Source organism: Tabrizicola sp. (genome assembly GCF_051645465.1).
Classification (GTDB): Bacteria; Pseudomonadota; Alphaproteobacteria; order Rhodobacterales; family Rhodobacteraceae; genus Tabrizicola.
This window is the reverse complement of the sequence record NZ_JBOFBI010000265.1, coordinates 1-5910: the sequence shown is the minus strand read 5'-3', so window position 1 is coordinate 5910 and position 5910 is coordinate 1. Positions and strand designations below refer to the sequence as shown.

Here is a 5910-nt window from a genome sequence, read left to right as displayed (position 1 = left end):
CCCAGCGAAGCCGATCAGCAGGATGGCGCGGTCACGCAGGCCGCGCAGATCGTGGGGCCGGGTGGCCAGCATGTCGCGCAGATCTTCGGGCAGGATCGCTTCCTTCTGCACGGGGGGCCGGGAATGCCTGCGCCGGATACCCGCCAGAACGCTGGCAATGTGGCGGTCCTTGCGGTCCAGCCGTTCTCCGCGCTGCGCATAGCCCCAGGTCAGGCCGGACAGCCGCCGTTCTATTGAGGAGACCGAGAGGGGTCGGGACGCCGACTGCGACGGGGCCTTGCCGCCCGGCGCTGCCAGATCGGCGATGTAGAGCCCGATCAGCTGGGGCGACGAGGGGAGAGGGTCCGCGCCGCGCATCCGGCACCAGCGGGCGAAGTGGGCCCAGTCCTTGGCATAGGCCTTCAGCGTGTTCTCCGACGCCGCCTGACGCGCATAGTCTCGCGCGGTTTCGACCAGGCGGTCGAGCGTGCCCGAGCCAGCGACATGGGAGGGCAGGGCGATCGTGTCGCGCTCCATATCAGTGCTGTCGTCCTGCTCATGGCGATCAGGACGCCCCAGCGGCTCTGAAGTCGATTTCTTGGATGTTTCGGTCATGTCGGTAGGCATATCTTCTTTACGTCCGATAATGCAAACTTATTGGACATAGTGGCGCTGACAAAGCTGCGGCGCTATAGGTGCATTTCTCTGGCAGAAAGCGCCGTCACAATATAAGCTGCCGACATGGGAAAACCGCGCGCCGAGCCTTTGGAAACCTTGCCGATGCTGCCCCCGCTGCCGGGCTGGATCGTCTCTGCGCCGTCCGAGCCGCCGGAGGCTGCGGCCTTCCGGTCCGGGGCCGCGCTGGCGCATCTGGGTCAGGCAATGGCGTCGGGGGATGTGCCTCTGGCGCTGTGGCGCGATCGTCTGGCCCTGACGGCGGCCGAGAACTGCGCTGCGATGGCGGGGCGAAGGGAAGGGCAGGGCGCCTTGCGCGATGCCCTGCACCTGACGGGACCGGGCGACGACCCCGGCCCGGCGGGGCGGATCGCACGGCAGTGGTCACGCGCGGCGGCGCGGCCGGTTTCGGTCGCGCATCTGGTCAATACGCTGGACGGAGTAACGGCAGAGCGGATCGCGCTTTGCCTTGATGCCACCGGACCGACCCCAGTGGACCGCGCGGCGCAGGTCGTCGAGGCGGTGCTGACCGATAGTCCGCGAGCCGAGGCCGCCGCCCTGATCCTGTCCGATGCCGCGTTGGCAAAAGCGTTGGGGGCAACGCATGTGCTGCCGCTTCTGGCGCTGACGCTCAAGCCCCGCGATATACGCTTGCGGGGCGATGATCTGCGGCTGGCCTGTCACCGCGCCGTTGTCTCTGCCGTTCGGCAGGCGCTGCCGCTGGCCGGCGATCTGGCCCGTGCGGCGGCCCGCCTTCGGGCAGTGGCCCCGAAGCTGCGCGCCAAGGCGGCGGGCCGGGCGGTCGATCTGTTCCTGTCGCGCGATGCGCTGGTGCCGGGGGCATTGGCCTTCATGTCGGATCGGGCCGCGCGACGGCTCTGCGACCGACTGGTGGCGCTCGGCGCCGTGCGCGAACTGACAGGGCGGGACACGTTCCGACTTTACGGGGTCTGAGCATGGGGCGGCGCGAGGACACAGAACTTGACCGCGAATTGGCCGTTCTTCCCCCTGAGCTGCGCTGGCGGGAATGGATGCGTCGGATCGAGGCGGTGCTGTTCGCAAGCACGACCCCGGTGGCGCGCGAGGATCTGGCGCGGGTCGTGGGGCAGGGGGCCTCAGTCGATCTGTTGATCGAGGATCTGGCAGTGGATCTGGAAGGCCGACCCTATGAGGTGGCACAGGTGGGAAAGGCGTGGATGCTGCGCACGCGCGCGGCCTATGCCCCAGCGATCCGCGCCGCGGCGGATGTGGACGGCCAAGCGCTGAACCTGTCGGAATACGATCTGGCCGTGCTGGCGGCGATTGCGTATCACCAGCCGATCAGCCGCGACGGGTTGAAGGACATCTTCGGAAAAGAGATCAGCCGTGACCTGATCGGCCGACTTGCCGAGCGGGACCTGATCGGCACCGGCCCTCGCGAACCCCGCCGTGGCGCGCCTCATACCTTCGTCACCACCGAGGCGTTCTTGGCTGCCTTCGGGATGGAGTCCTTGCGCGACCTGCCAGACCCCGAGCAATTGGACGATGCAGGCCTGGCAGGCCCATCGGGGGCCATGGAAGGTTAGGCGACCGGCCAGGCTTCAGCAGGAAATCAGCGACTTTGGTGAAGCCGGATTGCTGCCCGCAGCAAGGCGGCCAGATCAGGCTCTCTGGAGGAGGAGGCCGGCCCCGGCCCGGCAGTTTCGCCAAGCCGATCTCTGAGCGTCCCGACCAACCCCTTGTGGTTTTCGGAGGCGCGGGCCAGCCCGAGCCAGAAGGTCAGCGGGCCGCGTTCTGTGGGGTCTCTTACCTCGATCTGCCGCTCTGACAACCGCTGGAAGAAATTGTAGCGAACCCGATGCGACAAGAATGGGACCGTTGATGTCGCCGTTCTGACGGGCACTGGGTGTTTCATAAGCTGCACGGCAAGAGACTTCCGGTCGTCCTGCGCGCGCTCAGCGGAATCAAGGCGCAGCAGATCGTCGATCAGCCGCTCGAGGCGCCGGGCGCCCGTGCTTGCCGGGCCAGTCGGTTTTGCGAGAGGGGCGTCGCAGAAGGCGCAGTACTGTTGTGGCACGAGGCGAGCCTGACGAAATGGCGCAAGGCTCTGCCCACAAGACGGGCAACGGTCGCGCAAGCGGCAGCCATGGCGAAAGCAGGACACGCGGGTTGCCAAGGTCCAGCTCCGCCGGAAATAGGGCACCTCGTCTTCCCCCAGGCAGGAGGGACAGAACTGCAACCAACAGGACTGCGCCGTCGATGTCCCTGCATCTTGCGGCCGGGTCCGCAGCCGCAAGCGCAGGGTCGAGAGTGGACTGTTGGCCAGACAAAGACCGTCGATCTCGTCGGGGCAGATCGCCGTATGGTCGAGCAGCAAGCGACGAACAGAATCCGGCAGATGCCGGTCAAGTTGCGCCGACCATGTCTCGCCGGCCACCCCGAGCACCGCTCCAAAATAGCGCGGCGGCACACCATTGGCATGTGCAAGCCGATGCAGCCAGCTTGACAAAAGCTCCCCAGGAGCTGGCCGGACGTCCACCGGCCAGCGATGCCCCGCGGCCACTCTATAGCGGCGGGCCGGGGAGACGGTGATCCTCTGCGCACTGCTGGTCATGTCATTGAATGGCGCAAGGGCGAGTTCCGTCGCCGTGACAGCGGTACATAGCCGAGGGCCATGACGGTGCTGGACGTGATCCTTTCCTCACCGCTCTCAACAGCTGCCACCGCCGTCCGGGTGACGATGTCGACCACCTCGCCAATCAGCCCTTCCGACAGATCATGGATCATTTTGGCCAGGGGAGGTCGTGAGAGGTTTGAGGCATGCGCAAGCGGCATGCTGGCCTCGAGACTGTCGAGAAGCGTGGCGAAGTCTTCGTCGAATCCCCACCGTGACACTGCGACCGTATCGAACCGCGAGCCCATTTCTTCGGTGTCGTGTAGGGCATCGTAGACGGCGACTTCGCCGACAAGCACGGGCGAGATGTCATGCACGCGTGCGATCCGCCGCAGGAACGAGAAGATTGCCTTCACATCCTGTCGGCGTCCGCGCAGCGCACTGTGGAACTCGTCGAAGATGAGCAGGCGCGGCTTGAGGCTGTCGAGAAGATGATCGACCTGTTCACTGGCGCGGGACAGGCTACGCCAGCCGGCAGCTTGCGGGGCGCGCAGTCCGGACAGAATGCTGGCGTAGAAATGCGACAGGCCTGCCCCCTCCCGGGTCTGGATCACCCAGACCCTTTGCCGGTCGGCACGGCGCAGATGTTCGACGGCGAAGCGTTCGGCGATCATGGTCTTGCCGTTGTGATAGGGACCAGCAATCAACAAGCCGCGTGGACGGAGTGATGGCGGGCGTTCCAACAGCTGCCGCATCGCATCATGTGCCGCAGAGGCACCGGGATGGCCTATCCAGCGTGGCGCCCGAATATGAGCAATGCGGGTGGCAGCATCCGCATCGAGCAACGCTGAGGTTGATGGTAGGAGATGGTCGGCCATGCTACCAGGTCTCCACAGGAAAGACGCGGCGGGGTCGGTCAGGTTCTGGTCCGGTATGGGTCGCCTCCGAAACCTGCCCGACATTTTGATACGCCTTCGGCGCGTCTGCGGCGTGTCGGGCCCTGGTCATTTCCCGCAGGTGAGCCTTCTTGGATTTGGCCCCGGCGACGGTCGCCGCGATTTCCCGGCGCAGAAGCGTCTTTTCCTGCGCCGGTCGTTGTTGGCTCTCTCGCGTGCGCGCTCGGTCGGCTTCATGCTGCCAAAGGGTGATTGGCATGGTCACCCCATCCCGCCGCTTTACCGGACGCCAGATTCGCGTGTCGGGATCGGCGATGTAGATCCGGCTGATGTCCCGGGGGTCGTAGCATAGATCCAGAGGTGGCAACCGGTCACGGCGGGCGACGAGAGGCCCAAGCCATTGCTCGAAGTAGTCGATGGCGAACAGGCTGACGCCCTGGGGAGAGATGCGGCGTGTTGTGCGGGGGAGAAAGTTGAGCAGGACTTGGTCAGGATCATCGATCGGCCGGTCCGTCGGTGGAAGTCGCAGCTCCCATTCGAGGCGAGGCACAGTCAGCTTGCGCGCGTTCTGGGTCTGGTTGTGATCGATGATTGCCAGGGCGATGCAACGCTCGAGGGCCGCGAAGGTCAGACTTGCCTTCTCATCGGACGAATAGTCGCCGCGATCCGCGATCGACCGTCCGGTCTTGCCAGGAAGAGAGCGAAGCACCGTGTTCACTTTTCCAAGGAGGCGCTCGACAACCCCACCTCGGTGAACTGTGCCCTTGTTCCGGGTTCGGACGGTGATCCCGAAGTCGGCGCATCCTTTCGTAAAGGTACTGCTCTGAAATTCCTTGGCGGAGTCCACGACGATCTGCTTAGGGCGGCCATGCATCACCCACGGGTGCGCGATCCCGCGTTCGGCCAGCCAGTTATCCTTGCTGCATATCGCGTGGGCAAGGCACAAGGCGACCGAGAGCCGGGACGGACGCTCGAGGGTCAGACAGAAGCCGATGATGGCACTCGTCGCCACATCGGCGGCGATGGTCAGATAAGGTCTGCCAACGAAGATGCCATGATCGTCGATCACCTCGGCGAACTGGATGTCGGCCGGGGTATGATCGATCTGGACGACCTCAAGGGCGTGGGCGGCACGGATGTATCCCGGACGCGGCTTCAGGCGGTGAAGATGCTTGCCACCGGAAAGCCGCCGCCGCGCGATCTCCTCTGGGGTGAACACGCGCGGGATCCGCTTGGCCACAGTGACATAGGACGGGGGCTTGTACCCTTCGCTGTCACAGCGCGCACGGATTTCGTCGACGATGGGCACGAGATCGGGTTGCTCTGGCTGCAGCCACATCTTTCGCAAAGTGTCGGAAATGATGGCTTCCACGCTGGCCGATATCCTCGCACGCCGCGCGCCATTCGTCCGAGGAAGAAGCGACGAGACACGGCGGTCCTCCCGATACCGGGCGAGGTGATTGTAGACCTGACGCGTCGAAAGGCGCAGTTCCACCGCTGCCCGGCTGACAGCCTCCCGCATCGGCAAGTCGCCATCGAGAACCCGGTCAAGTTCGCGAGCGATCCGAACCGCCTTCGACCAAGCCTCGTCTGAAGCGCGGTAAGCTGCCCGCTCCAAAGGCCGATCTTTGCTGAGCGCTGTCATGCCGCCGTGCCCTTCAAAACCTATTGAAGTCCATAATGAAATTGAAATCGCAAAGCAGAAACCCGCGCCACTTCCGGAGGTACCTTGCGGAAATCATGTGAAAACCACGCAGTGAAATCGTG

General features: G+C 64.8%; 5 protein-coding genes and 1 pseudogene. 2 read left to right on the top strand and 4 right to left on the bottom strand.

The features are described 5' to 3' along the window. Positions 1–594, bottom strand: a pseudogene (locus ACRCSW_RS17150) (integrase); the annotation flags it as partial. A gap of 126 nt (positions 595–720) precedes the next feature. Here ACRCSW_RS17150 and ACRCSW_RS17145 point away from each other — a divergent pair. Next, positions 721–1608: a DUF1403 family protein gene (locus tag ACRCSW_RS17145; RefSeq protein WP_035714019.1), complete on the top strand. Its 888-nt coding sequence runs from the start codon at positions 721–723 to the stop codon at positions 1606–1608. Positions 1609–1610: 2 nt separating this feature from the next. Continuing rightward, positions 1611–2219, top strand: coding sequence for an SMC-Scp complex subunit ScpB (scpB, locus tag ACRCSW_RS17140; RefSeq protein WP_035714022.1), 609 nt, complete (start codon positions 1611–1613; stop codon positions 2217–2219). 26 nt (positions 2220–2245) lie between these two features. Here the strand turns inward: scpB and ACRCSW_RS17135 are convergent, their stop codons facing one another. The 3 genes from ACRCSW_RS17135 to ACRCSW_RS17125 are packed head-to-tail and all read right to left on the bottom strand — an operon-like array spanning position 2246 to position 5788. Then, positions 2246–3247, bottom strand: a complete 1002-nt coding sequence (locus tag ACRCSW_RS17135) for a TniQ family protein (protein ID WP_275897813.1) — start codon at positions 3245–3247, stop codon at positions 2246–2248. After that, entirely contained in the window at positions 3244–4125 is an 882-nt protein-coding gene (locus ACRCSW_RS17130) for a TniB family NTP-binding protein (RefSeq protein WP_438706863.1), read from the bottom strand. The genes ACRCSW_RS17135 and ACRCSW_RS17130 overlap by 4 nt, the downstream gene beginning before the upstream one ends. 1 nt (position 4126) lies before the next feature. After that, positions 4127–5788 carry a Mu transposase C-terminal domain-containing protein gene (locus tag ACRCSW_RS17125; RefSeq protein WP_438706862.1) on the bottom strand — a complete coding sequence of 554 codons (1662 nt, stop codon included), beginning with the start codon at positions 5786–5788 and terminating at the stop codon, positions 4127–4129. Between the last annotated feature and the right edge of the window lie 122 nt (positions 5789–5910).